This window comes from Modestobacter versicolor (assembly GCF_014195485.1).
Taxonomy (GTDB): Bacteria; Actinomycetota; Actinomycetes; order Mycobacteriales; family Geodermatophilaceae; genus Modestobacter; species Modestobacter versicolor.
In genome coordinates this window covers 48,023-69,503 of the sequence record NZ_JACIBU010000001.1, presented here as the reverse complement: position 1 = coordinate 69,503, position 21,481 = coordinate 48,023, and the positions used below count along the sequence as shown (strand labels likewise).

Sequence of the window (21,481 nt, the reverse complement as noted above, 5' to 3'; positions counted from 1 at the left end):
GCCGGTGCCGACTCCCCACCCCGGTACCGGGCGGGGCAGGATGTCCAGGTGGACCCGGACCGCCAGCTCCTCGGTGGGCGCTACGCGCTCGACGAGCTCATCGCCACCGGCGGCATGGGCCAGGTGTGGCGGGCGCGGGACACCCGGCTGAACCGGGACGTCGCGGTCAAGGTGCTCCGCAGCGACTACACCGCCGACCCGACGTTCCTGGCCCGGTTCCGCGCCGAGTCCCAGCACTCCGCCGGCCTGGTGCACCCGAACATCGCGACGCTGTTCGACTACGGCGAGGTGCTCGACGCGGCCGGCGAGCAGCAGGCCTACCTGGTGATGGAGCTGGTGCGCGGAGAGGCGCTGTCGACCGTGCTGGAGCGCGAGCGCCGGCTGACGGTCGACCGCACCCTCGAGGTGCTGCGGCACAGCGCCGCCGGGCTGGGCGCCGCGCACGCGGCCGGCGTCGTCCACCGGGACGTCAAGCCCGGCAACGTGCTGCTCGGCTCCGACGGCTCGGTCAAGCTCACCGACTTCGGCGTCGCCGTCTCCGCGGCGAGCATCCCGCTCACCGCGACCGGCGAGGTCATCGGCACCGCCAACTACCTCTCGCCCGAGCAGGCGCAGGGCATGAGGGCCGGCCCGGCCAGCGACGTCTACGCGCTGGGGCTGATCGGCTACGAGTGCCTCGCCGGGCACCGCGGCTTCGACGGCGGCACGCCCACCCAGATCGCGCTCCGGCAGATCCGCGAGGTGCCGCCGCCGCTGCCGGCGCACGTCCCCGAGCCGGTGCGCCGGCTGATCGAGCAGGCCATCGTCAAGGACCCGCAGCAGCGCTTCCCCGACGGCGCCGCCTTCCGCGCCGCCATCGACGACGTCATCGCCGGCCGGCCGGCGGGCGCCGACGCCCCGCGGACCGCGGTGATGCCGGCGGTCCGGACGACGGAGCCGGTGCGCACCCCCACTCCGCCGCCGCCGTTCCCGCCGACCCGGGCCTTCGTCCTCCCCCAGGACGGCGAGGTGCACGACCTGGCCGAGCTCCGCGCCCTCGAGGACGAGCCGGAGCCCGAACCCACCCGCCGGCGCTGGCCGTTCCTGGTGGGCGCCCTGCTGACCGTGCTGGTCGTGGGTGGCGGCACCGCCGGCTTCCTCGCGGTGGCCGCCGACCGCCCGGACCCGCCGGCCGCGGCACCCACGACCACCTCCACCTCGGCCCCGCCGCCGGTCGAGCTGGTCGGCCTCGCGCTGGCCGACTACGTCGGCCGCCCGGTCGCCGAGGTGCAGGCCGAGCTGACGGCGAAGCAGCTGCAGGTGGCCCTGCAGCCGCAGGAGACCGCCGACGTGGCGGCCGACTCGGTGCTCACGGTCAACCCGGTCGGGCAGCTGACGCCGGGCGCCATCGTCACGGTGGCGTACGCGATCGCTCCGCCGCCGCCGACGCCCACCCCGACCCCCACCCCGCGGCCCGCTCCCGCCCCTGCTCCCGCCCCTGCACCCGCGCCGGCCCCCGCGCCGGCACCCGAGGAGGACGGGGGCGGTGAGGAGGCCTTCCCGACCACCCCCGAGGAGATCGAGGAGTGGATCGAGGAGAACGTCGGCGACTGGCGCGGCCCCGGTGGTGGCGGGGGCGGCGGCCGCGGGAACGGCTGACGGCTGCCGGGCGGTGTGTGGCACACCGCCGGGTGGGGCACGGCTGAGGTCATGGCCGACCAGTTCACCTTCTCCGACCCGACCACGCTCTACCGCACCGACGGCTATCCCGAGCAGCACCAGGACGCCCCCGGGCTCGCGGAGGACCTGACGCCCGGCGCCGACCACGGCGAGCAGAGCTACCGCGGCACCGGCCGGCTCACCGACCGCAAGGCGCTGGTCACCGGTGCCGACTCCGGCATCGGCCGCGCCGCCGCCATCGCCTTCGCCCGCGAGGGCGCCGACGTCGTCCTGAACTACCTCCCCAGCGAGGAGTCCGACGCCAAGGAGGTCGCCCAGCTCATCGAGGAGGCCGGCCGCAAGGCGGTGCTCGCCCCGGCCGACATCTCCGACGAGACCGCGGCGCGCGCCCTGGTGCACACCACGCTGGACGCCCTGGGCGGCATCGACATCGTCGCCAACGTCGCCGGCAAGCAGACCTGGGTCGACGACCTGGCCGACGTCACCACCGAGCAGTTCGACGCGACCTTCAAGACCAACGTCTACGCGCTGTTCTGGATCGTCCAGGAGGCGCTGCCGCACCTGCCCCCGGGCTCCACGATCATCAACACCAGCTCCATCCAGGCCTACTCCCCCGCCCCCGGTCTGGTCGACTACGCGACCACCAAGGCCGCGATCAACACGATGAGCAAGGCGCTGGCCCAGCAGCTCGCGCCCAAGGGGATCCGGGTGAACGTCGTGGCCCCCGGTCCGTTCTGGACCCCGCTGCAGGCCACCGGCGGCCAGCCCACCGAGGCGCTGCCGGAGTTCGGCAAGGAGACCCCGCTGGGCCGCGCCGGGCAGCCGGCGGAGCTCGGCCCGGCCTACGTCTTCCTGGCCTCGCCGGAGTCCAGCTACGTCACCGGCGAGACCCTCAACGTCAACGGTGGGATGCCGACCCCGTGACCCCCGGCGACCCCCGGCGCCGTCCGCACCTGCACTGGGGTGCGGACGGCGCCGTCGCCTCGCCGGTCGACGAGCGGGACGACGCGGGCTACGCCGACCTGCGCTCCTACGCCGCGATCGGCGACGGCCGCACGATCGCGCTGATCGCCCGGGACGGCCGCGTCGACTGGCTGCCGCTGCCGGAGATGGACGCATCGCCGGTGTTCGGCGCGCTGCTGGACGCGGAGAACGGCGGCTGCATCGAGCTGTGCCCGGACGAGGACTTCACCGTCGTCCGGTCCTACGTCGAGCACACCAACGTGCTCACCACGACCTTCACCACCGCGTCGGGCTCGGTGCGGGTCACCGACGCGCTGAACTCCGGCATCGCCGGGCGCCTGCCGTGGTCCGAGCTGGCCCGCCGGATCGAGGGGCTCACCGGCTCGGTGCGGGTGCGGGCCGCGGTGCGGCCGGGCACCTGCCTGAACACGGTGTCGCCGTGGGTGCACCAGACGGCGCACGGCCCGGTGCTGCGCGTCGACGGGCTGACCCTCGCCGTCCGCACGCTCAACGCCGACGAGGTCACCGACGGCGACCGGCGGATCGACGTCACCTTCACCACCTCGCCGGGCTCGCGGCACCTGCTCGGCCTGGTCGCCACCGAGCGCGAGCCGCTGTTCCTGCCGGCCGCCGAGGACGTCGACCGGGGCGTCGACCGCACCGTCGACAACTGGACCGCCTGGATGGGCGAGTTCTCCTGGACCGGCCCGTGGGAGGACGCCGTCCGGCGCAGCACCCTGCTGCTCAAGCAGCTCATCCACGCCGCCAGCGGGTCGATGGTCGCCGCCGCGACCACCTCGCTGCCGGAGAGCCTGACCACGAGCAAGAACTGGGACTACCGCTACGCCTGGGTGCGCGACTCCGCCTACGCGCTCACCGCGCTGTTCCGTTTCGGCCTGCGCGAGGAGACCCACGGGGCGATCAGCTGGCTGCTGTCCACGGTGCGCCGGCACGGCCCCGAGCCGCAGGTCGTCTACTCCCTCGACGGCGGGCTGGTGCCTGAGGCGACGTTCCGCGACGTCCCCGGCTGGCGCGGCTCGACGCCCGTGGTGAGCGGCAACAACGCGGCCGCGCAGCTGCAGCTGGGGGTGTTCGGCGACCTGTTCGCCATCGTCTCGCTGTACGTCGAGCACGGGAACGTGCTGGACGCCGAGACCGGCCGGCTGCTCGCCGAGATCGCCGACCTGACCTGCGACCGGTGGCAGAGCAAGGACTCCGGCATGTGGGAGCTGCCCGAGCACCGGCACTACACGACGTCCAAGCTCGGCGCCTGGATGGCGCTGACCAAGGCCGTCGAGCTCGCCGACGCGGGGCAGGTCCCCGGCGACGACTCCCGCTGGCGCAGCGAGGCCGCCCGGATCCGGTCATGGGTGGAGGAGAACTGCTGGTCTGCCGAGCGCGGCGCCTACGTCTGGTTCCCGGGCAGCGACCAGCTGGACGCCTCGATCGTGCTGCACGCGATCAGCGGCTTCGACCGGGGCGAGCGGATGAGCTCGACGCTGGACGCGCTGCGCGACGAGCTCGGCACCGGGCCGTACCTGCACCGCTACAGCGGGGCGGCGAAGGAGGAGGGGGCGTTCCTGGCCTGCTCGTTCTGGCTGGTGTCGGCGCTGACGCTGTGCGGGCGGGTCGACGAGGCCCGCGCGCTGATGGACGAGCTGATGGCCACCGCGAACGACGTCGGGCTGCTGGCCGAGATGGTCGACCCGGCGAGCGGCGACTTCCTGGGCAACCTGCCGCAGGCGCTGTCGCACCTGGCGCTGGTCAACGCCGCGATCACCGTCTCTGAGGCCACCTGACCTTTCGCTTTCGGCGCCGAAAGCCAACTCCGCCTCCTGACATTCGGCGCCGAAAGTGAGTTGCTTGTTGACAAACCGGGTTGCCACAGCGGCAAACTGGGTGGGTGAGCGACGTCGATGCGGTGCTGCAGGCGGTCGGCCCCCGGCTGCGGGCGCTGCGCCAGCGCAAGGACACCACGCTGACCCAGCTGTCGGAGACCACCGGCATCTCGGTCAGCACGCTGTCCCGATTGGAGTCCGGGCAGCGCAAGGCCACCCTCGAGCTGCTGCTGCCGCTCACCCGCGCGCTGCAGGTGCCGCTGGACCAGCTGCTCGACGAGCCACCGTCGTCCGACCCCCGGGTGCACCCCCGCCCGGTCGAGCGCAACGGGATGACGATGCTGCCGCTGACCCGCCGCCCCGGCGGGCTGCAGGCCTACAAGCTGATCGTCCCGCCCGGCTGGCCGGCCGGCGGGTTCGAGCTGAAGACGCACGAGGGCTACGAGTGGCTGTACGTGCTCAACGGCCGGTTCGTGCTGTACCTCGGCGAGCAGGAGCTGGTGCTGATGCCGGGCGAGGTGGTCGAGTTCGACACCCACGTGCCGCACGCGCTGACCAACCCGGGCCCGGCGCCGGTCGAGCTGCTGGCGCTGTTCGGACCGCAGGGTGAGCGGATGCACGTCCGTGCCCGGCCGCGGTCCGCCGCCGACGACTGACCCGGCCGGCGACATGTCCTCCCGCTGAGCTAGAGCTCTGCCCACACCTGTGGGCAGAGCTCGACTCGCGCAGGGGGTGGTCAGTCCCCGCCGCCACCACCACCACCGCCGCCGTCCCCGCCGCCCGAGCCGCCGTCGGAACCACCGTCAGAGCCGTTCCCGTCAGAGCCGTTCCCGTCGGAGGAGTGCCCGCCGTGGTGCCCGTGCCACCCGCCGCCGTCCCCCGCGTACCCGGACCCGCCGGCGTCCGTGCGCCGCGACGTCCCGGAGCTCTTGGACAGCCGGCCGATCACGACCAGCACCACGACGACCACGACGAGGACCGCGATGATCTTCACGCGGCGATCGTGTCGGGGTGCTCGCTGCTGCGCCAGTCCAGCTGGCAGGCTCACCCTCTCCCCCGAGCCGGAGGTCCCCGGTGCCGTCGTTCTTCCTCATCCCGGTCGCGTTCATGGCCGTGGCGATGACCGCCGTCCTGGTGCTCGTCGTCGTCAGCGCGCGGCGCGACCACCGCCGCTGGAAGCGCCGGCGGCAGTGGCAGCAGGGCGGGTACGGCACCGACGGGTCGACCGGCAGCACCTGGACCGGGGACGGCGGGGCGAACGGGGACGACCGGCACCCCGGCGGCGGCTGGGACGGCGGCGGCTGGGGTGGCGGCTGGGGTGGCGGCTCCGACGGCGGCAGCAGCGGCGGCAGCGACGGCGGCGGCTCCTACTGACCCTCCCGCCTGGCAGGACGGCGCCCGGCCCGCGAGGCTGGTCCCGGTGGCCGAGCAGACGGCCGCGGGAGCGTCCCCCGGAGGCACCGATGTCCGACCGCGAACCGCAGGAGATGGCCCAGGCCGCCGTCGCGACCGGGACCAAGAAGACCCACCGCAGCTGGGACCGGGTGCTGGTCAGCGCCTTCCTAGCCGGCGCCTACATCTCCTTCGGCGCGCTGGTGGCGATCACCGTCTCCTCGGGCCTGGACCCGGAGACCTGGGGCACGCTGCCGACGCTGTTCATGGGTGCGGCGTTCACCCTCGGCCTGGTGCTGGTGCTCATCGCCGGCTCCGACCTGGCCACCGGCAACATGATGCTCGTCCCGCTGAGCGCCATGCGGGGCAAGATCAGCGTGGGCGACGTCGTCCGGAACCTGACGCTGGTGCTGGTCGGCAACCTGATCGGCGCCCTGGTGGTGGCGTACTTCCTGGCCGTGCAGACCGGCGTGATTGGCGAGTCGGGGGCCAGCGGGAGCCCCGGGCTGACCTACGAGCGGCTCGCCGCGATCGCCGAGGGCAAGGCGCTGGGCGAGTCGCCATGGCAGACGTTCCTGCGCGGGGTCGGCTGCAACTGGCTGGTCTGCCTGGCGGTGTGGATGTCGCTGGCGTCGAAGACCGTCTCGGGAAAGATCCTGGCGATCTTCTTCCCGATCATGGCGTTCGTGGCGATGGGCTTCGACCACGTCGTCGCCAACATGTTCTTCCTGCCCGCGGCCGTCTTCGCCGGGGTGCCGGACCTCGGCTGGGGCGACGTGCTGCTCAACTGGCTGTTCGCCGGCGTGGGCAACCTGGTCGGCGCGGTGGTCTTCGTGTCGACGTCCTACTGGTACCTGTTCCTGCGCGACCAGCCCGACGAGGCGGCGACCACCTCGGCGCCGGACGCCGAGCGGGCCTGATCAGTCGGTGTTCTCGGCCGGCTCGTCGTCGACGGCGGTCTGCTGGGCCTTGCGCGCCCGCAGCGACTCCAGCAGCACGTAACCGAAGACCACGGTCCACGCGAAGCTGAGGAACGCCTCGCCGTACTGCTCGTCGATGACCTTGGTGACGAGCTGGTACAGGTTGTAGACGACCGCGATCCCGGCGAGCACCTGCACCCCGACGTTGCCGAACCAGGGCGGGCGGAACGGGGCTGCGGCCATGACCCCAGGCTAGGCGACCCGCGGCCTGCACCGCGGTTGCGCCCGGGTGCACGTGTCCCGGCCCGCGACGGGTGCGTCCGCGCGCAACGGCGGCCGGGCCCACCGAGCGCTGCGGCACCCGCTCGGGGAGGGTGGGGACGTGAGCACCGAACAGAGCGGCAGCGGCTACGTCGCACCCGGCCAGGAGTACCAGCGCGACCAGAACTACATCACCGACCGGATCACCGCCGACGGCTCCAGCGGCTGGCCCGTGGAGGCCGGCCGCTACCGGCTGGTCATCGCCCGGGCCTGCCCGTGGGCCAACCGCGCGGCGATCGTCCGGCGGCTGCTCGGGCTCGAGCCGGTGATCTCGATGGGCATCTGCGGCCCGACTCACGACGAGCGCAGCTGGACCTTCGACCTCGACCCCGGCGGCCGCGACCCGGTGCTGGGCTACGAGCGGCTGCAGGAGGCCTTCTTCGCCCGCGACCCGGAGTACCCACGCGGCATCACCGTGCCGGCCATGGTCGACATCCCGACCAGGGCCGTCGTCACCAACGACTTCAAGCAGATGACCCTGGACTTCTCCTCGGAGTGGACGCAGTTCCACCGCGACGGCGCCCCGGACCTCTACCCCGAGCACCTGCGCGCGGAGATGGACGAGGTCATCGAGCGGGTGTTCACCGAGGTCAACAACGGCGTCTACCGCTGCGGGTTCGCCGGCTCGCAGCGCGCCTACGACAAGGCCTACGACCGGCTCTGGACGGCGCTGGACTGGCTGGAGGAGCGGCTGAGCACCCGCCGCTACCTGATGGGCGACACGATCACCGAGGCCGACGTCCGGCTGTTCACCACGCTGGCCCGCTTCGACCCCGTCTACCACGGCCACTTCAAGGCCAACCGGCAGAAGCTGGCCGAGATGCCGGTGCTGTGGGCCTACGCGCGCGACCTGTTCCAGACCCCGGGGTTCGGTGACACCACCGACTTCCCGCAGATCAAGGAGCACTACTACGTCGTCCACGCCGACATCAACCCGACGCAGATCATCCCGAAGGGGCCGGACACCTCGAACTGGCTGACCCCGCACCACCGCGAGGAGCTCGGCGGCAGCCCGTTCGGCGACGGCACCCCGCCCGGCCCGGTCGCCGCCGGCGAGGAGGTGCCGGCCGAGCACGGCCCGGGCGGCATCGGCCACCGCTGACCACCTGCCGTCTGATGTGATGACCAGCGCCCGGGCAGCGCAGCCCGGACACCCCAGGAGGAGAACGCAGTGGTGCACAGACTCGTCGTCCAGTACGGCCAGCCGACCGACCCGGCGGAGTTCGACCGGCACTACCGGGAGGTGCACGTCGGGCTCGCGCAGGCGATCCCCGGCCTGCTCCGGTTCACCATCGGCCACCCGGCCTCGATGGACCCGACCACGCCGGCGCCCTACCTGATCGCCGAGCTGGACTTCGAGTCCGCCGAGGCGATGGCCGCGGGCATGGGCTCCGAGGCCGGGCGGGCCGCCGGGGTCGACGTCTCCACCTTCGCCACCGGTGGGGCGAGCATGGCCGCCTTCGACGTGGACGACGTCAGCCCGGCGGGCTGACCCGCTCCGCCATGCCCCCCGACCGGCCGGCGTTCGAGCTCCCCACCGCGGGTCCCGACCCGCTGCCGTGGGAGACCGCCCTGGCCGCCGTCCTCGGCTACGCCCGGGGACGGCGGCCGCTGCGCTACCGCTCGCCGATCGAGCGCGAGGGGCGCTGGGTGCAGGTGGCCGCCTTCGGCTACGAGCGCTTCGACCGCCGGCCGGTGCCCTCGGGACCGCTCGCGGACGACGACGTGCTCGTCGCCGAGGGTCTGCACGGCCGGCTCGACCCGGACGGCTGGTCGGCGGTGCGCCGCGCGCTGGACGACGTGCAGCCGCGGGCCGACGCCGCCGTGGCGCACGCCGCCGGCCGGCCGTTCTGGGAGCTGCCCGACGACGAGCTGTCGGTGCTCGGCGAACCCGGCACCGTGGGCGCGGCGCTGCGGGAGCTGGGCGAGCCGCCCGGGCCGCACGACCGCTACGTCGTCGCCGCGCTGCACCACCGCCGTCCCGAGCTGGTGCCGCTGGTCACCCGCACCACCTGGCTGCAGGCGGTGCCGCACCTGCGCGAGGGCGACAGCGGCGTCGCGGCCGTCGTCCACCGGGAACTGCGCGCCAACGCGGAGGCGTTCGCCGCCCTCGAGGCGGCGGTGGCGCGGCTGCTCGCCCCCGACGTCCCGCTCACCCGGCTGCGGCTGCACGACCTGCTGCTCTGGCTGACCGCGACGCTGCGGATGACGACGGCGGTCGGTCTGGGGACGGCGACCGACGAGTGGCGGCGCTTCTCCCCCGAGCCGGTCAGCCGCTGATCGCCCGCCGCCGCGCTCAGGCCGGCGGCGTCCAGCGCGGGTCGCGGCCGGTGGCGCCGAGCAGCCGGTCGAACACCGGGGCGTCGTCGGGCACCGGCACCACCGGACCGTAGATGGTGTCCCGGGCCTCCGGGACCGCCGCGGCGAACTCGTGCGCGTAGTCCAGGCAGGTCTGCGCCGCGGCGGGGTCGGGCCGGTAGGGCTGGCCGGTGGCGACGGCCAGGTCCCAGCCGTGCACCAGCACCTCGTTCAGCGTCACCAGGCCGGCCCACCTCGCGGGCAGCGGCACGCCACCGGCCTCCGCACTCCCCTCCCACGCCGCCGGGTCGCGCCAGGCGTGCGCCAGCTCGTCGAGCTCGGGTGGGATGCGGGTGCGCCAGTCGGCCGGCAGCGACTCGGCCGAGGGCTCCGGTGCGCCCGTCGGCTGCTTCAGCGCGGCCAGCCGCAGACCGACCGCGGCCCCGTGCAGGTGGTCCAGCAGGGCGGCCACCGGCATCCCCGCGCACGGGGTGGGCGCGGTCAGCTGGTCGTCGCGGACGCCGGCCACCGTGCGGGCGGCCTCCGCGACGGCGGGGGCGAGATCGGGCGGTGTCGTCATGCCGCAGAGACCGGATCGGCCGGCGGAAGTCATCGCTCGGGGCTGGCGTGTCGCCCGGCGTGGCTCGCAGGCTGCTCACAGCTCGACCCACACCGACCGCGGGCGACGGTGCCCGCACCAGGGAGCGTCCGATGTCGACCACCACCACCCGGCGCCTGCGGCGCCGCGCACTGCCCGTCTGCCTGGCCGCCGCGCTCGTCGGCACCGTCGTCGTCCTGGCGCCGTCCGCGTCGGCCGGCGGCGGCGGGCACGGGAACGGCCCGGGGAACGGCCACGGCCACGGCCACGGCCACGGCAAGGACGCGCGCAGCGTCATCTTCGTGAACGGCGACGGCATGGCCGCCGCGCACCGGGAGGCCGCCCGGCTCGACCAGGAGGGCTTCGACGGGCAGCTGGCGATGGACTCGCTGCCCATCGCCGGGCTGCAGACCACCGACGCCCGCGACCCCGAGGACACCATCACCGACTCCGCGGCCAGCGCGAGCGCCTGGGCAACCGGGGTCAAGACCTACAACGGCGCGATCAGCGTCGACCTGGCCGGCAACCCGCTGCCCACCATCGGCGGCGAGGCGCAGCAGGCCGGGCTGGCCACCGGCCTGGTGACGACGGCGCAGGTCACCGACGCGAGCCCGGCCGCCTTCTTCAGCAACTCGGTGAACCGCAGCGCCCAGGACGACATCGCCCGGCAGTACCTCGAGGTCACCAAGCCCCAGGTGATCCTGGGCGGCGGCGAGGACTGGTGGCTGCCCGCCGGCGACGAGGGCACCTACCCGCCGCGCGCCGGTGACCCCGAGGACCCGGAGGTCTCCCGCAGCACCCAGGGCGACCTGGTCGCCCGGGCGCAGGAGCTGGGCTACGAGTACGTGAGCACCCCCGAGGAGTTCGCCGCCGCCGAGGGCGACCAGCTGCTCGGCCTGTTCGCCAACGAGGAGATGTTCCAGCAGCGGCCCGAGGGCCAGGGCGACGAGTTCGACCCCGTCGTCCCGCTGGCGGACATGGCGACCCGCGCCCTGGAGATCCTGTCCCAGGACGAGGACGGCTTCTTCCTGCTCATCGAGGAGGAGGCGGTGGACGAGATGAGCCACAACAACAACGGCGCCCGGATGCTCGAGTCGATGCGCTCGCTGGACGCCGCTGTCGAGGTCGCCCGCGCCTACGTGGCCGAGCACCCGGACACGCTGCTGATCGTCACCGGCGACCACGAGTGCGGCGGGCTCACCATCGAGGACGTCGACCCCACCGACGAGAGCGGCCCCGGCGGGACGCTGCCGCAGGAGACCGCGGCCGAGGGGACGACGGAGTCCGGCGAGGACGGCCCGTTCTACGTCGCCGGCACCGACGGCGGCTACGACTTCGCGCTGGACTGGACGACGACCGGGCACACCGGCGCGCCCACGGTCGTGACCGCCGAGGGCCCGGGCAGCCGGGCGCTCACCGGCTACTACCCGAACACCCGGCTGCACGAGGTCGTGCGCGACGTGCTGCTCGGCTGACGACGGGCGGGCAGGGCCGCTCCGAGCGGCCCTGCCTGCGCGTCACCACCCGACCCCGCTCCGCTGGGGCTCGCCGTCCTGGCCGGTGCTGCGAGCCGGGCGTCCGGACCGGGCAGGAGGTTCCGGGCGGAGGGTTCACCTGCGGTGGTGCTGCCGGGGCGCCGCCCGTCCGGAGAGGAAGCGCGGATGTACGCCAGAACCGCCACCCTGCGCGGGAACCCGCGAACCGTCGACCAGGCGATCGCCTTCGTCCGCGACGAGTGGCTGCCCTCGACCACCGGGCTCGACGGCTGCACCGGGATGTCGATGCTCGTCGGGCACCGCTCCGGCCGCTGCATCGTCACCACCGGCTGGGAGACCGAGCAGTCCATGCTCGCCAGCGCCGACGGGATGCGGGCCAGCCGCGCCCGGCTCGGCAAGATCCTCGGTGCGGTGCCGGTGGTGGGTCAGTGGGAGGTCGCCGTGATGCACCGCGCGCGGCCCTCCGGTGAGCGGTCCGCGGCCCGGGTCACCTGGAGCGCGCTGCGCGACCCGGCCACGATGGACGAGGACATCGCCACGTTCCGGGTGACGCTGCTCCCCCGCATCGAGGAGCTGGTCGGCTTCTCCAGCGTCAGCCTGATGGTCGACCGACTGGCCGGCCGGGCCGTCGCCGCGGTCACCTACGTCGACCACGAGGCGATGTCGGCCGCCGCCCAGCAGGCCGACGTGCTGCAGGCGGAGTACGCCCGCGAGATGGGCGGGCGGATCACCGAGGTCGCCGAGCTCGACCTCGTCGTCGCCCACCTCCGCATCCCGGAGACCGTGTGAGGACCACCCTTCTCTCCGCCGAGAGCTGTGGCTGGTTCTTCGCTTTCGGCGCCGAAAGCGAACCCTCGGGATGGACTTTCGGCGCCGGAAGTCAATCCCAGGAGGTCGGGAGGCCCAGGTAGACGGCGCGGCCGGGGTCGGCGACCGGGATCGGGGTGAAGCCCAACCGCGCGTAGAAGCCCAGCGCCCGGCGGTTCTCCGACGAGACGCCGACGTGCAGCGCCGGGGCACCGGCCCGGGCCGCGGCGGCGCGGAACGTGTCGATCAGCGCCCGGCCGTGCCCGGCGCCCTGGTGCGAGGGCAGCAGGTCGATGTGCAGGTGCGCCGGGTACGCCGCCAGCTCGGGCACCAGCAGCCGCTCCGGCCGGTACAGCAGCCCGACCAGCTCGTCCTCCGGCCCGCGCGGTGGGTCGGGCGGGCGCGGGTAGCGGTCGGTCACCCGTGGCAGCCACTCGGTGCGCAGCCGCCCGGCGAACCCGGCGGTGTCCGCGGTGCCGATGACGTAGCCGACCACCCGCTCGCCGTCGTCCAGCACGAACGCCATCGCCGGCTCGAGGTCGACGTAGGGGCCGGCGAACAGGTCGGGCATCAGGTCGTCGGTCGACCACTGCCCGCGGGCGTCGCCACCGGCGTCGGCGGTGCGCACGCAGACGTCGTAGACCGCCGCCCGGTCGGCCGGGCGGTAGGGCCGGATCGTCGTCACAGCACCCGGGTGAGGGCCGGCCACAGCGCGTCGGGTCCGTCGGCGAGCAGGCCCGCACCGAGCACCCGGGCCCACGCCGTCTCGGTGCCGGCCTCGTCCCGCCACGACCAGCAGCGCCGGGTGAGGTGGTGCAGCCGGTGCTCCTGGGTGAAGCCGATCGCGCCGTGCACCTGGTGCGCGAGCCGGGCGACCACCTCGACGGCCGACCCCGCGCGCACCTTCGCGGCCGCCGCGGCGAGCACCGGGGAGTCGCCGCGCTCGATGGCCTGCACCGCGGAGTCGACCAGCGCCGCCACCGCCGTCACCTCACCGGCCATCTCGGCCAGCTGCATCTGCACCGCCTGGAACTTCCCGAGCGGGCGGCCGAACTGCTGCCGCTCCCCCGCGTACTGCACCGTCCAGGCCAGCACCTGCTCCAGTGCCGCGGACAGCTGCACGGCGCGGGCCAGCGCGTACCGGGCACGCAGCTCGTCGGCCTGCCGCTCGGTGAGCAGGGCCCCGGCGGCGGTGACGCCCTGCAGCACCAGCGAACCGCGCGGCTCGCCGGCCAGGTTGGCGGCGTGCGTCGTCTCCCGGCCGGCGACGTCGACCAGCGCGAGCACCGGCCCGACGGGGCTGCCGGCCAGCACGACGAGGTGCTGCGCGACCCCGGCCCAGGCCACGTCGGTCGCCGTCCCGATGAGCGTCCAGCTGCCCGGGCCGTCGCCGTCGTCGCGCGGCTCGGCGGTGACCGCACCGTCGACCGCGGCGGACAGCGGCTCGTCGGGCGCGGGCAGGTCGAGGTCGGCGGCGAGGACGGCGGGCGCGGCGACCAGCAGCTGCTCGGCGACCGGCACGGCGGCGGCACCGGCGGCCAGCGTCGCCACGATCGCCACCGCGTCGGCCAGCTCGCCGCCGGAGCCGCCGGCCTCCTCGGGGATGCCGACGCCGGTCAGCCCGGCCTCGGCCAGCTCCGCCCACAGACCGGAGTCCCAGGGGCGTTCGCGGGTGAGCACGAACGGCTCGTGCGCCGCCAGGATGTCGCGCACCGTGGCGACCACCAGGTCCCTCATCGCAGCCCCAGCCCGCGCGCCACGATCCCTCTGAGGATCTCGTTGGTGCCGCCGCGCAGCGTGTAGCCCGGCGCGTGCAGCTGCGCCTCGGCCAGCGCCCGGCCGAGCGGATCGGGGCTGTCCAGCGATGCCGGGACGTCGACCGCCCGGCGCACCTCGTCGATCACGTCGGCCTCGAACGTCGTCCCCACGTCCTTCACCAGGGCGGCCGGGATGTCCGGCAGCTCACCGCGGTCCAGGGCGCCGGCGATCCGCAGCGACAGCTGGCGCAGCGCGAGCAGCCGGGCGGAGACCCGGCCGAGGGTGGCGAGCTGGGCCGGGTCACCGGAGTCGGCGACCCGGCGGGCGAACTCGGCGATCAGCGGGTAGGTCGACAGGAACCGCTCCGGCCCGGAGCGCTCGAACGCCAGCTCGGCGGTCACCTGGTGCCAGCCGTTGCCCTCCTCGCCCAGCAGCATGTCGCCGGGCACGACGACGTCGTCGAACACCACCTCGTTGAAGTGGTGGCCGCCGTCCAGGATGCGGATCGGGTTGACCGTGATGCCCGGCAGCGACAGGTCGACCAGCAGCTGCGACAGCCCCGCGTGCCGGTGGGCCGGGTCGGCCGGCGAGGTGCGCACCAGGGTGATCGCGTAGTGGCTGGTGTGGGCGTTCGACGTCCACACCTTCGCACCGTTGACCACCCAGTCGCCGTCGCCGTTGCGGGTGGCGCGGGTGCGGATCGAGGCGAGGTCCGAGCCGCTGTCCGGCTCGCTCATCCCGATGACGAAGTAGCACTCCCCCGCCGCGATGCGCGGCAGGATCTCCGCGCGCTGCGCCTCGGTGCCGTACCGCAGCAGGTTCGGCCCGGACTGCCGGTCGGCGATCCAGTGCGCGGCCACCGGGGCACCGGCGGCGAGCAGCTCCTCGGTGACGGCGTAGCGCTCCATCGCCGTCCGTTCGTGCCCGCCGTAGCGCCGCGGCCAGGTCATCCCGAGCCAGCCGCGCTCACCGAGCTTGCGGGAGAACGCCGGGTCGACGCCGGAGAGCCAGGTGTCGACGTGGGTGGTGAACGTGCCCGCGGCGAGCTCGGCGGCGAGGAACTCGCGCACCTCGGCCCGCACCTGCTCCGCCGCGGCGGACGGGACGACCGGGGCGAGCGTCAGCGTCGACGGCATACCGGCGATCAGACCACAGCCGCCGGCCGCCCACCCCCTCACCCCGGAGGGTCAGGCGGTGAGGCGCGGGAGGCCGGGGACGGCGGCGACGGTGTCGAAGTCGGTCGACCGGCTCACCCCGGCCCAGACGGCGGCCTCGCGGGCCCGGGCGCGGGAGGACCGCTCGGCCAGCTGCACCGCGTCGGAGCCGAGCAGCAGCCGCAGCGGCGGCTCCTCGGCGGCGACGACGTCCAGCAGCACCTGCGCGGCGCGCTCGGGGTCACCGGGCTGCCGGCCGTCGACCTGCCGGCGGTAGTCGTGCACCCGGCCGACCGTCGGCGCGTAGTCCGGCGCGACCTCGGCGAGCTGCATCGAGGCGCCACCCCACTCGGTGCGGAAGGCGCCGGGCTCGACGATGGTCACCCTGATCCCGAGCGGTGCGACCTCGGCGTGCAGCACCTCGGAGAAGCCCTCCACGCCCCACTTCGCGGTCTGGTACGCCGCCAGGCCCGGCGTCCCGCCGACCCGGCCGCCGATGGAGGAGAACTGCAGGAAGTGGCCTGAGCGCTGGCGGCGGAACACCGGCAGCGCGGCCTGGGTGACCCGGACGACGCCGAACAGGTTGGTCTCCAGCTGCGCGCGGAAGGCCTCCTCCGGCGTCTGCTCGATCGGCGCGCTGTCGGCGTGCCCGGCGTTGTTGGCGACCACGTCGAGCCGGCCGAAGGTGTCGACGGCGGTCTGCACCGCCGCGGTGACGGCCGCCGGGTCGGTGACGTCGAGGGCCACGGTGCGCACCCGGTCGCCGAAGCGGTCGGTCAGGTCGGCGAGCTGCTCGGGGCGGCGGGCGGTGGCGACGAGGGTGTCGCCGGCCTCGAGGACGGCGGTGGACAGCGCCCGGCCGAAGCCGCGGGAGCTGCCGGTGACGAGCCAGGTCCTGGTCATGGGAGGTCCTCTCGGTGGTAGCACGAGCCCCGGCGAGGGAAGGCAGGGACGACGCGCGCTCGAGCCGGGACCGGGCCCCGTCGCGAGCGGGGCGGGGCTATCATCGGCTCAAGTGGAGGCGCTCCTCCAGATTAGCGGAGGCGGTCCTCCGGTTGCAACAGGGAAGGTGGGTGTCGTGAGCGAGTTGTCCGAGCTCGGTGCGCGGCGCCCGCAGCGGGCCGACGCGCGGCGCAACTTCGACGCCCTCCTCGTCGCCGCCCGCGAGGTCTTCTCCGAGCAGGGCGTCGCCGCCTCCCTGGAGGACGTCGCCCGCCGGGCCGGGGTCGGCATCGGCACGCTGTACCGCAACTTCCCCACCCGCCAGGAGCTGGTCGAGGCCGTCTACGTCGGCGAGATCCGCGAGCTGTGCCAGGCCGCCCGGTCCGCCGACGCCGAGCACCCCTGGGACGCGCTGGTCGCCTGGCTGCGCCGGTTCGTCGACTACGTGGCCACCAAGCGCGCGCTGGCCGAGGGCCTCAACCGCGACTCCGACGTCTTCGCCGCCTGCCGCGAGGCGATGTACGCCGCCGGCGCCCCGCTGCTCGAGCGTGCCCAGGCCGCCGGCGAGGCCCGCAGCGACCTCGGCTTCGACGACCTGGTCCGGCTGGTGATCGGGGTGCTGTCGGCGGGCTTCCCGGACGACGACCGGCGCGACAAGGTGCTGGCGATCGCCCTCGACGGCGTCCGGACGCAGACGTCCTGGACCGCCGTCCGATCGGCGGGGCGGGACACGGTCATGCCCCGATGACCCCGGTCTCGTAGGCGGTGACCACGAGCTGGGCGCGGTCGCGTGCCCCCAGCTTGAGGAACAGCCGCGACACGTGGGTCTTGACCGTGAGCGGTGAGAGCACCAGGTGCTCGGCGATCTCGTGGTTCGACATGCCCCGGCCGACCAGGCCGAGCACCTCCCGCTCGCGTGGCGTCAGCTCGGCGAGCCGGGCGGAGTCCGGTGGCGGTGGCGGCGCCGGTGCCGCCGGGCCGGTGGCGACGTAGGCCTCGATCAGCCGCCGGGTCACCTGCGGCGCGAGCAGCGCCTGGCCCTCGTGCACCAGCCGGACGGCCTCGATCAGCGCCACCGGCTCGATGTCCTTGAGCAGGAAGCCCGAGGCCCCGGCCCGCAGGGCCCCGAAGACGTACTCGTCGAGCTCGAACGTCGTCAGCACGACCACCCGGGTGCCGGTCAGCCGGGCGTCGCCGGTGATCCGGGCGGTGGCCGCCAGGCCGTCGACCCGCGGCATCCGGACGTCCATCAGCACGACGTCGGGCACCGTCGCCACGGCCATCGCCACCGCCTGCTCGCCGTCGACCGCCTCGCCGACGACCTCGATGTCGGGCTCGGAGTCCAGCAGCGCCCGGAACCCGGCGCGCACCAGCGTCTGGTCGTCGACGAGCAGAACCCGAACAGGGCGTGCGACCGCGGCGGTCACGGGGCGGTCACCGGCACGGACACCGGCAGGGACGCCGCGACCCGCCAGCCACCACCCGGCCGTGGGCCCGCCTCGAGCTGACCCCCGGCCGCGGCCGCCCGCTCGCGCATCCCGCGCAGCCCGTTGCCCGACCCGGTGCCGTCCAGGGCCGGCGGCGCCGCTCCGCCGTCGTCCTCGACCTCGATGAGCACGACGTCGGCCGCCCGGCTGACGTGCACCCGCGCCGACGTGGGGCCCGCGTGCCGGAGCACGTTGGTCAGCGCCTCCTGCACGATCCGGTAGCCGGTCGCCCCGACCGAGACCGGGACCGTCGCCACGTCGGGGTCGATCCGGACGTCGAGGTCGATCCCGGCCGAGCCGAGCCCGTCGCGCAGGTCGTCGATCCCGGCGAGGCCCGGCACCGGCCGGACGGGGCTGTCGTGCTCGTCCTCCCGGAGCAGGCCGAGCATGGACCGCAGGTCGCCGAGCGCCTCGCCGCTGACCCGCTTGATGTCGCGGAGCGTGGCGCGGGCCTGGTCGGGGTCGCGGTCGAGGAGGTGGGCGCCGACCCCGGCCTGGACGTTGATGGCCACCATGGCGTGCGCGACGACGTCGTGGACGTCCCGGGCGATCCGCAGCCGCTCCTCCCCCACCCGGCGCAGGGCCTCCTCCTCGCGGTTCCGCTCGGCGGTCTCGGCGCGGTCGACCAGCGCGGCGGTGTGGGCACGGCGCTCGTGGGCGGCGACGCCCAGGGCCAGGGGCAGCGCCACCAGGCCGAGATTGCGGGCGGTGTTCCAGTCCAGGAGCGAGTGTGGGCTGTAGGTCTGCAGGACGGCCAGCACCACCGGCGCCGCCGCTGCCCCGGTCCACAGCGCCGCGGTCCGGCCGAGCCGGTCGGCGAGCGTGTACGCGCACAGGACGGCCGGGATCGGGATGGTCTGGTAGATCGCCGCGGTGTTGACCACCCCCAGCAGGGTGGTCATCGCGAGGACCATGGCCAGCACCGGCCGGTCACGGCGCAGCAGCACCGGGAGGCTGGCGACCACGATCGCGATGACGGCGGCCACGCTCGGCTCCCCCTTCGTGCTGCGGGCCAGCTCGACGCACATGGCGGCCACGCACGCCGCTGCCGCCACGACGTCCAGGACGCGTGGCGGCAGCGACGGGAGGCGGGTCACGCCCTGACGGTAGCGGCGGCGGGACCAGCGGTCGTCGTCCTCAGGGAGTACTCGCCAGGACCCGCGGCGGCCCGTCCGCGGCGTCGGCCGGCTCGGCCGGTCCGCCCTCGGAGAAGCCGATCCGGTCGTGCAGCCGGCGCAGCGGCATCGGCGCCCACCAGTTCCACTTGCCGAGCAGGCCCATCAGCGCCGGCACCAGGAACGAGCGGACGACGAACGCGTCGACCAGCACGCCGACCGCGGTCGCGATCCCGATCTGCTGGATGAACGAGATCGAGCTGGTGCTGAACGCCCCGATCGCCACGGCGAGCAGGATCGCGGCGGCGGTGACGACGCTGCCGGTGCGGCCCAGCCCGGTCGCGACCGCCTCGCGCTCGGCGAGACCGGCCTCCCGGGCCTCCTTGATCCGGCCGAGCAGGAAGACGCCGTAGTCGGTGGAGAGGGCGAAGACCACGGCCGCGGCGACCAGGAAGTTCGTCGGCTCGACGCCGCCGTTGGACGTGTAGCCGAGCAGGCCGGTGAGCCGGCCGTCCTGGTAGACGAAGGTGAGCGCCCCGAGGGCGACCCCGGCGGTCAGGGTGTTCATCACCACCGCCTTGACCGGCAACACCACCGAGCCGGTCATCAGCCAGAGCACCAGCACGGTGAGCAGGACGAGCAACGCGGCGGCGAGCGGGAGGGCGTCCCCGATGGCGGCCTGCTGGTCGACGAACTCCGCGGCGGCGCCGCCCACCAGCACGTCGGCGTCCCGGTCGGCCGCCAGGTCGCGGACCTCGGTGACGACCTGCTGGGCGACGTCGCCCTCCGGGCCACCGTCGACGACCAGGTCGACCTGCCAGGTGCCGGGTCCGACCTCGATCGCGTCGGCCGGGGTCAGGACGCCGGGCAGCTGCGAGGCCGCGTCGGCGAAGGAGCGGGCGGCGTCCGGGTCGTCGGCCCGGACGGCGGCGAGCACCGGGGTGGTGCCGGCGCCGGCGTAGTCGGCCTCGAGGGTGTCGGCGACCACGCGGGCGCTGAGGTCGGTCGGCACGACGCTGCTGTCGACCGGGGTCCACTCGGCCCGCAGGGCGGGTGCGGCCAGGACGAGCATCACGATCGCGGTGACGGCGGCGACCGCGCCGGGCCGGGCCATCACGGCGTGCGAGAGGCGGTACCAGCCGCCCCCGGAGGCGGCGGCCCGGCGCCGGCGGCGGGCCAGCTTCGGGCCCCACAGGGCGAAGACCGCGGGAGAGACGACCAGTGCGGCGGCGGCGGCGACGACGGCGACGACCGCCCCGGCGATGCCCATCGACTTCAGGAAGCCCATCGGGAAGACGGTGAGCGTGGCCAGGGCGACCGCGACGGTGGCGGCCGAGAAGACGACGGTCCGGCCGGCGGTGCGCATCGTGGTGAGGACGGCGCCGAGGGTCGGCCCCTGCTGGTCGAGCTCCTCGCGGTACCGGCTGAGCAGGAACAGCGTGTAGTCGATGGCCAGCCCCAGCCCGAGACCGATGACGAGGTTGAGGGAGAAGACGCTCAGCCCGTACACCTCGTTGATCCCGGCCATCGCGAGGAAGGTGCCGAGCACCGTGGTCACGCCGACCACCAGCGGCAGCACCGCGGCGCGTCCGCCGAAGAACAGCAGGGACAGCAGGACGAGCACCGGGAAGGCGAGCAGCTCGGCGCGGCCGAGGTCCTCCCCGACCCGCTCACCGATCTGCAGCCCGGTGACGGCGGACCCACCGAGGGCGACCCGGTCGTCGTCCTCGAACGCCGCGACCGCGGCCGTCGCGACGGCCTCGTCGTCGGCGTCCGCGTCGAGGACGGCGACGACCAGCGCGGAGCTGCCGTCCCGCGCGGTGCCGGCCGGCACGGCCTCGGCGACGCCGTCGAGCCCGGCGAGGGTCTCGACGACGTCGGTCACGTCCGACCGGCCGTCGCCGGTGTCGACGACGGCGACGACCCCGGCGGACGGCGACCGCCCGGAGGCGTCCTCGAGGCGCTCGACGGCGAGGGCCGAGTCGGAGTCCGCGGGGGCGAAGCCACCGTCGGCGTCGAGGGACCCGGCGACCGGGCCGCCGAGGACGCCGGCGACGACCACGAAGAGCAGGACGGCCAGCAGGGCACGCCGGGGGTGGGAGTGGAGGGCGCGGGTCAGGCGCGAGCGGTGACCGGGCGGGAGCGGAGCGGAGGTCGGGTCCATGGCACGACCCTCGCTGTCGGGCGGGGCCCGCCGCGTCGTGCTGCGGATGTGGCTCTGCGGCCACCCCCGAGCCGCGGTACTCCCAGCGGAGTACACCTCGGGACGGCACGCTGGTCGGGTGACCGATCACCGCGACCCGTCCGACCTGCAGCGCTTCGTCGAGGCCCAGGAGGACGGCACCTACGAGCAGGCGCTGGCCGAGCTGCGCGCCGGGCGCAAGCGCAGCCACTGGATGTGGTTCGTCTTCCCGCAGGTCGCCGGGCTGGGCCGCAGCGCGATGGCGCAGCGGTACGCGATCGACGGTGCGGCCGAGGCGCGCGCGTACCTGGCGCACCCGGTGCTCGGCCCGCGGCTGCGCGCGTGCGCCGAGGCGCTCACCGGGCTGGACGGCGCCGATCCGGTCGCCGTCCTGGGTGGGATCGACGCGCAGAAGCTGCGGTCGTCGATGACGCTGTTCGCTGCGGTGGCGCCGGACGAGCCGGTCTTCGCCGCCGTGCTGGACCAGTACTTCGGCGGCGCGCGCGACGAGGCGACGACCTCGCGGCTGTAGGACGGCGATCGTCCGGAAC

At 74.7% G+C, this 21,481-nt stretch carries 23 protein-coding genes; 13 read left to right on the top strand and 10 right to left on the bottom strand.

Annotation, left to right across the window (positions count from 1 at the left end):
* Nucleotides 1-48 precede the first annotated feature (48 nt).
* The 4 genes from FHX36_RS00310 (at nt 49) to FHX36_RS00295 (ending at nt 5,116) form a co-directional block, all read left to right on the top strand.
* On the top strand, nt 49-1,638 hold the full coding sequence (locus tag FHX36_RS00310; protein WP_110551598.1) for a protein kinase domain-containing protein: 1,590 nt from the start codon (nt 49-51) through the stop codon (nt 1,636-1,638).
* Between the two features lie 51 nt (nt 1,639-1,689).
* On the top strand, nt 1,690-2,583 hold the full coding sequence (locus tag FHX36_RS00305; protein WP_110551613.1) for a glucose 1-dehydrogenase: 894 nt from the start codon (nt 1,690-1,692) through the stop codon (nt 2,581-2,583).
* Nucleotides 2,580-4,421 carry a glycoside hydrolase family 15 protein gene (locus tag FHX36_RS00300; protein ID WP_220035878.1) on the top strand — a complete coding sequence of 614 codons (1,842 nt, stop codon included), beginning with the start codon at nt 2,580-2,582 and terminating at the stop codon, nt 4,419-4,421. The genes FHX36_RS00305 and FHX36_RS00300 overlap by 4 nt, the downstream gene beginning before the upstream one ends.
* 104 nt (nt 4,422-4,525) lie before the next feature.
* Nucleotides 4,526-5,116 (top strand): helix-turn-helix domain-containing protein, encoded by a 591-nt coding sequence (locus FHX36_RS00295; protein WP_220035879.1) that lies wholly within the window; start codon nt 4,526-4,528, stop codon nt 5,114-5,116.
* A gap of 80 nt (nt 5,117-5,196) precedes the next feature.
* On the opposite strand, the gene FHX36_RS00290 is transcribed toward FHX36_RS00295, so the two are convergent.
* Entirely contained in the window at nt 5,197-5,454 is a 258-nt protein-coding gene (locus tag FHX36_RS00290; RefSeq protein ID WP_181428711.1) for a hypothetical protein, read from the bottom strand.
* A gap of 80 nt (nt 5,455-5,534) precedes the next feature.
* Between FHX36_RS00290 and FHX36_RS00285 the strand changes: the two genes are divergently transcribed.
* Together FHX36_RS00285 and FHX36_RS00280 are read left to right on the top strand one after the other, a co-directional pair.
* Nucleotides 5,535-5,834, top strand: a complete 300-nt coding sequence (locus tag FHX36_RS00285) for a hypothetical protein (protein ID WP_110551599.1) — start codon at nt 5,535-5,537, stop codon at nt 5,832-5,834.
* An 89-nt stretch (nt 5,835-5,923) separates the two neighbouring features.
* Entirely contained in the window at nt 5,924-6,772 is an 849-nt protein-coding gene (locus FHX36_RS00280) for a formate/nitrite transporter family protein (RefSeq protein ID WP_110551600.1), read from the top strand.
* Here the strand turns inward: FHX36_RS00280 and FHX36_RS00275 are convergent, their stop codons facing one another.
* Nucleotides 6,773-7,015, bottom strand: a complete 243-nt coding sequence (locus tag FHX36_RS00275; protein ID WP_110551601.1) for a hypothetical protein — start codon at nt 7,013-7,015, stop codon at nt 6,773-6,775.
* Nucleotides 7,016-7,154: 139 nt separating this feature from the next.
* Here FHX36_RS00275 and FHX36_RS00270 point away from each other — a divergent pair, with 139 nt between their 5' ends.
* From FHX36_RS00270 to FHX36_RS00260, 3 genes are all read left to right on the top strand, one after another.
* Nucleotides 7,155-8,195 carry a glutathione S-transferase family protein gene (locus FHX36_RS00270; RefSeq protein ID WP_110551617.1) on the top strand — a complete coding sequence of 347 codons (1,041 nt, stop codon included), beginning with the start codon at nt 7,155-7,157 and terminating at the stop codon, nt 8,193-8,195.
* A gap of 69 nt (nt 8,196-8,264) precedes the next feature.
* Nucleotides 8,265-8,585 (top strand): EthD family reductase, encoded by a 321-nt coding sequence (locus FHX36_RS00265; protein ID WP_110551602.1) that lies wholly within the window; start codon nt 8,265-8,267, stop codon nt 8,583-8,585.
* Between the two features lie 11 nt (nt 8,586-8,596).
* The gene (locus FHX36_RS00260; protein WP_110551603.1) at nt 8,597-9,373 is read left to right on the top strand and encodes a DUF6308 family protein; all 777 of its coding nucleotides are present in this window, start codon (nt 8,597-8,599) and stop codon (nt 9,371-9,373) included.
* Between the two features lie 16 nt (nt 9,374-9,389).
* On the opposite strand, the gene FHX36_RS00255 is transcribed toward FHX36_RS00260, so the two are convergent.
* Nucleotides 9,390-9,971 carry a TIGR03086 family metal-binding protein gene (locus tag FHX36_RS00255; RefSeq protein ID WP_110551604.1) on the bottom strand — a complete coding sequence of 194 codons (582 nt, stop codon included), beginning with the start codon at nt 9,969-9,971 and terminating at the stop codon, nt 9,390-9,392.
* Between the two features lie 131 nt (nt 9,972-10,102).
* Between FHX36_RS00255 and FHX36_RS00250 the strand changes: the two genes are divergently transcribed.
* Together FHX36_RS00250 and FHX36_RS00245 are read left to right on the top strand one after the other, a co-directional pair.
* On the top strand, nt 10,103-11,464 hold the full coding sequence (locus tag FHX36_RS00250; RefSeq protein WP_110551605.1) for an alkaline phosphatase: 1,362 nt from the start codon (nt 10,103-10,105) through the stop codon (nt 11,462-11,464).
* Between the two features lie 186 nt (nt 11,465-11,650).
* Nucleotides 11,651-12,274 (top strand): hypothetical protein, encoded by a 624-nt coding sequence (locus tag FHX36_RS00245; protein ID WP_110551606.1) that lies wholly within the window; start codon nt 11,651-11,653, stop codon nt 12,272-12,274.
* Nucleotides 12,275-12,365: 91 nt separating this feature from the next.
* Here the strand turns inward: FHX36_RS00245 and FHX36_RS22495 are convergent, their stop codons facing one another.
* From FHX36_RS22495 to FHX36_RS00225, 4 genes are read right to left on the bottom strand one after another with little or no spacing between them, the layout of a single operon-like run.
* On the bottom strand, nt 12,366-12,977 hold the full coding sequence (locus FHX36_RS22495) for a GNAT family N-acetyltransferase (RefSeq protein WP_181428712.1): 612 nt from the start codon (nt 12,975-12,977) through the stop codon (nt 12,366-12,368).
* The gene (locus FHX36_RS00235; protein WP_110551607.1) at nt 12,974-14,029 is read right to left on the bottom strand and encodes an acyl-CoA dehydrogenase family protein; all 1,056 of its coding nucleotides are present in this window, start codon (nt 14,027-14,029) and stop codon (nt 12,974-12,976) included. Before FHX36_RS00235 ends, FHX36_RS22495 begins: the two co-directional genes overlap by 4 nt.
* Nucleotides 14,026-15,186, bottom strand: coding sequence for an acyl-CoA dehydrogenase family protein (locus FHX36_RS00230; protein WP_110551608.1), 1,161 nt, complete (start codon nt 15,184-15,186; stop codon nt 14,026-14,028). Before FHX36_RS00230 ends, FHX36_RS00235 begins: the two co-directional genes overlap by 4 nt.
* Nucleotides 15,187-15,237: 51 nt before the next feature.
* Entirely contained in the window at nt 15,238-16,107 is an 870-nt protein-coding gene (locus tag FHX36_RS00225; RefSeq protein ID WP_110551609.1) for an oxidoreductase, read from the bottom strand.
* 175 nt (nt 16,108-16,282) lie between these two features.
* Between FHX36_RS00225 and FHX36_RS00220 the strand changes: the two genes are divergently transcribed.
* Complete coding sequence (locus FHX36_RS00220; protein ID WP_258372645.1) at nt 16,283-16,894, top strand: TetR/AcrR family transcriptional regulator; 612 nt, start codon at nt 16,283-16,285, stop codon at nt 16,892-16,894.
* Here the strand turns inward: FHX36_RS00220 and FHX36_RS00215 are convergent.
* The 3 genes from FHX36_RS00215 to FHX36_RS00205 are packed head-to-tail and all read right to left on the bottom strand — an operon-like array spanning nt 16,881 to nt 20,912.
* On the bottom strand, nt 16,881-17,573 hold the full coding sequence (locus FHX36_RS00215; protein WP_110551611.1) for a response regulator: 693 nt from the start codon (nt 17,571-17,573) through the stop codon (nt 16,881-16,883). The genes FHX36_RS00220 and FHX36_RS00215 overlap by 14 nt on opposite strands.
* Nucleotides 17,570-18,730 carry a histidine kinase gene (locus tag FHX36_RS00210; protein ID WP_183513411.1) on the bottom strand — a complete coding sequence of 387 codons (1,161 nt, stop codon included), beginning with the start codon at nt 18,728-18,730 and terminating at the stop codon, nt 17,570-17,572. The genes FHX36_RS00215 and FHX36_RS00210 overlap by 4 nt, the downstream gene beginning before the upstream one ends.
* Before the next feature lie 40 nt (nt 18,731-18,770).
* Nucleotides 18,771-20,912, bottom strand: coding sequence for an MMPL family transporter (locus FHX36_RS00205; RefSeq protein WP_110551642.1), 2,142 nt, complete (start codon nt 20,910-20,912; stop codon nt 18,771-18,773).
* A gap of 118 nt (nt 20,913-21,030) precedes the next feature.
* Between FHX36_RS00205 and FHX36_RS00200 the strand changes: the two genes are divergently transcribed.
* Nucleotides 21,031-21,462 (top strand): DUF1810 domain-containing protein, encoded by a 432-nt coding sequence (locus FHX36_RS00200; RefSeq protein WP_258372648.1) that lies wholly within the window; start codon nt 21,031-21,033, stop codon nt 21,460-21,462.
* The last annotated feature ends 19 nt before the right edge of the window (nt 21,463-21,481 follow it).